The organism is Acidaminococcales bacterium (genome assembly GCA_031290885.1).
Taxonomy (GTDB): Bacteria; Bacillota; Negativicutes; order Acidaminococcales; family JAISLQ01; genus JAISLQ01.
The window spans coordinates 1-2,691 of record JAISLQ010000022.1 but is presented as its reverse complement, the minus strand read 5'-3'; the positions used below and the strand labels follow the sequence as shown (position 1 = coordinate 2,691).

The window sequence follows — 2,691 nt, the reverse complement described above, 5'->3', positions numbered from 1 at the left end:
CGGAGAACCTGTCTCCCGAGGCGGCGCGCCCCGCCCCCATGCCGGATTTTCCCCTGTGGAGAGGCGACGCGCCGTTCGCCGAATCGCTCGCGCCCTATTACAAGGCGGTTAAAAAATATATCTCCGGCAGACTGTAAAATCCGGCGGGCAAGAAAGGGGAAAAAGGCCCCTTGCGGCCGTTAAGCCGCCGGCGGGGCATTGCCGGCGGATGTCGCCATCCTTCGGCTTTACCCCGCCGCGCGGAAGTTATATATTGTTGCTTGGAGCGTAGAGATTCAACCTTATGTCCAGGCCTATCGAGTACGGCATCCCGCTATTGTCGCGGTTGCCGGTGAGGGTTGTGGCGGCGTTGTTATAACCGATAAAACCGCCCATGTACGCTATACTGCTGTCCGCGGTGTTGATTGCGCTGATGTCATTGCTGTTGGATGTGCAATTCGTTATCGTCCCATCGTTTCCCCCGGCTATGCCTCCCGCATAGGAGGAGGAGGAGACTGAACCGCTCGATTCGCAGCCTTCTATCGTACCATTATTATCCCCGGCGATGCCTCCCGTAGCGGAGTAGTGGGTGTGCGACATAGAAATAAATATCTCAGGAAAATTCAGTAAAGGGTTTGAAAGCAAGGCAAATTAGCTGTATATTCATGAGGTAAAATTACTTCATGGAGATGATGTCAATGATGCAAGCAGGCTCAAGTCTGGAAAAACGGCGAAAAGAATTGATTCAGAGAATCAGCGGTATAGAAGTCATGCGTTGCGGTAATTTGAATATGCGTCACAATAAAATCAAACGCAAAAACGGCGAAATTATTATAAATGGTCCTTATTACAACTTGACGCGCAAAGATGCCAATGGCAAAACCATTTCGCAAACCATACCGACAAGTGAGGCAGAGCGTATAAAAGAGGAAGTAGAAAATTACAGGATGTTCAAAAAGCTTTGTGACGAGTATGCGGGAATTTGTGAGCAAATCGCAATAGTAAAAGCTTCCTTGGGAAATTCGGACGATGAGTGTAAAAAAAACTGAATTATGCGGGAGAATATGAATCAGAGATAGGGCGTTTTGCGGAAAGTATATATAATAGGCCGGTAAACGACGCTATTCCCGACATACGCGAGACAGAGGAAGGATTTCGCAAAGCGGCTCTTGCGGATGCGAATGTAGCTTTCACACAGTTACTGAATGATATCCCGGAAACGGCGCCGGCGTGTCCATGTTGCGGCAAGACCATGCGCAATTTGGGCAAACGGGCAAAGAAGCTCGTAAGCCTGCTCGGCGAGAGCGAGATTTCAAGAAATTATTACGAATGTGAAGAGTGTCGCGAGCATTCACTGCCTAAAGACGTAATATTAGACATAGAAAGAACAATGTTCACGCCCGGAGTCAGGCGCGTCGCCGCCAAACCGGGAAGTTGCGATTCATTTGAGTTCGGCAGCGTGACGATGAGTGAATTATGCGGGATCGTTGTCTCAAGTAAGGATATCGAAAGGATATCGGAGGCTATTGGAGGTGAAATCGAATATGAAAACAAAAAGAACATGGAGATCGCGTTTTCCGGCAAGATGTATGAAGCCCCTGCCAAACCGATGCCCATAATGTACATTGAGTTCGACGGTACAGGCATACCCATGATAAAAAAAGAGCTTAACGGCAGACAGGACAAGCAGGAAGACGGAACCTCAAAGAGCCGTGAGGCCAAAGTGGGCTGCATTTTCACACAGACCACAGTTGATGGCGAGGGGCATCCCATCCGCGACAGTGACAGTACGACATATTTCGGCGCAATAGAAACCGCTGAAGATTTTGGCAAGCGGCTTTATGGAGAGGCTACGCAACGCGGCGTACAGGGAGCCGGGCAAGTTGTGGTTATAGGGGACGGCGCAAGATGGATATGGAATCTGGCAGATCTTCACTTCCCCGGCGCCATTGAAATCGTGGATTTGTTCCACGCTAAAGAGCATGTTGGGGAACTCATCAAACAATTGGAACTGGATGAAAAAGTGCGTTTACACTACAAAAGAGAATGGTATGCCCTGCTTGAGCAGGGCAATATCACTGAGCTTACAAAAGAGTTCGCCACACTTCATGCAACGGACAAAGAACAGCAAAAACAGATAGACAGGGAAATCGGATATTTCAGAGAGAATGCTGAGCGCATGCAATATAAGAAATTTAAGGCCATGGGCTTGTTTGTCGGCAGCGGCGTCATTGAAGCGGCTTGCAAAAATGTTATCGGCAAGCGCCTCAAACAGTCAGGTATGCACCGGTCCCTCAACGGCGCCAACAATATTATCGCTTTGCGTTGCGCTGTTTTGTCCGACAGTTTTGACAACTTCTGTGTCCATTTACCAGCCGCATGATCCCTTTTTTGCCTACAAATTTGTCGACCACCGTGCGTTCTGGCGAACGCACGGTGGTCGATGATGCTCCTGATCATGACGACCAGAACTCCGAAAGCGACAACCCCACGGCTGAGAAACCGTCACAAGACGGCAGAGCGCGCGAGAAAGACAGCGGCAAAGGGACGGAGCGCACCTCGGAGTTTGACGCGTTTTGGGAGCGATACCCGCGCAAGGTCAATAAGCAGGGCGCGTTAAAGGCGTGGAATGCCAAGAAAAAACAGGACGTTCTTGACGCCGACCGAATACTCGCGGCGGCGGAGGCCTATGCCAAAGCGGCGATATGCCTG

Annotated in this window: 4 protein-coding genes; 3 read left to right on the top strand and 1 reads right to left on the bottom strand. The window is 50.0% G+C overall.

The annotated features are described in order from the left end of the window. Positions 1-246 precede the first annotated feature (246 nt). A complete protein-coding gene (locus LBO03_02960; GenBank protein ID MDR3348558.1) occupies positions 247-579 on the bottom strand; it encodes a hypothetical protein in 333 nt (110 codons plus the stop codon). Positions 580-662: 83 nt separating this feature from the next. Between LBO03_02960 and LBO03_02955 the strand changes: the two genes are divergently transcribed. The 3 genes from LBO03_02955 to LBO03_02945 form a co-directional block, all read left to right on the top strand. After that, positions 663-1,028 (top strand): hypothetical protein, encoded by a 366-nt coding sequence (locus tag LBO03_02955; protein ID MDR3348557.1) that lies wholly within the window; start codon positions 663-665, stop codon positions 1,026-1,028. 152 nt (positions 1,029-1,180) lie between these two features. After that, entirely contained in the window at positions 1,181-2,362 is a 1,182-nt protein-coding gene (locus tag LBO03_02950; GenBank protein ID MDR3348556.1) for an ISKra4 family transposase, read from the top strand. Positions 2,363-2,370: 8 nt separating this feature from the next. Further along, on the top strand, positions 2,371-2,691 hold a 321-nt coding region (locus tag LBO03_02945; protein MDR3348555.1), incomplete at its 3' end, for a hypothetical protein.

Coding starts and splice junctions, on each gene's coding strand:
- LBO03_02955 (MDR3348557.1), top strand. CDS start 663: ATGGAGATGATGTCAATGATGCAAGCAGGCTCAAGTCTGGAAAAACGG.
- LBO03_02960 (MDR3348558.1), bottom strand. CDS start 579: ATGTCGCACACCCACTACTCCGCTACGGGAGGCATCGCCGGGGATAAT.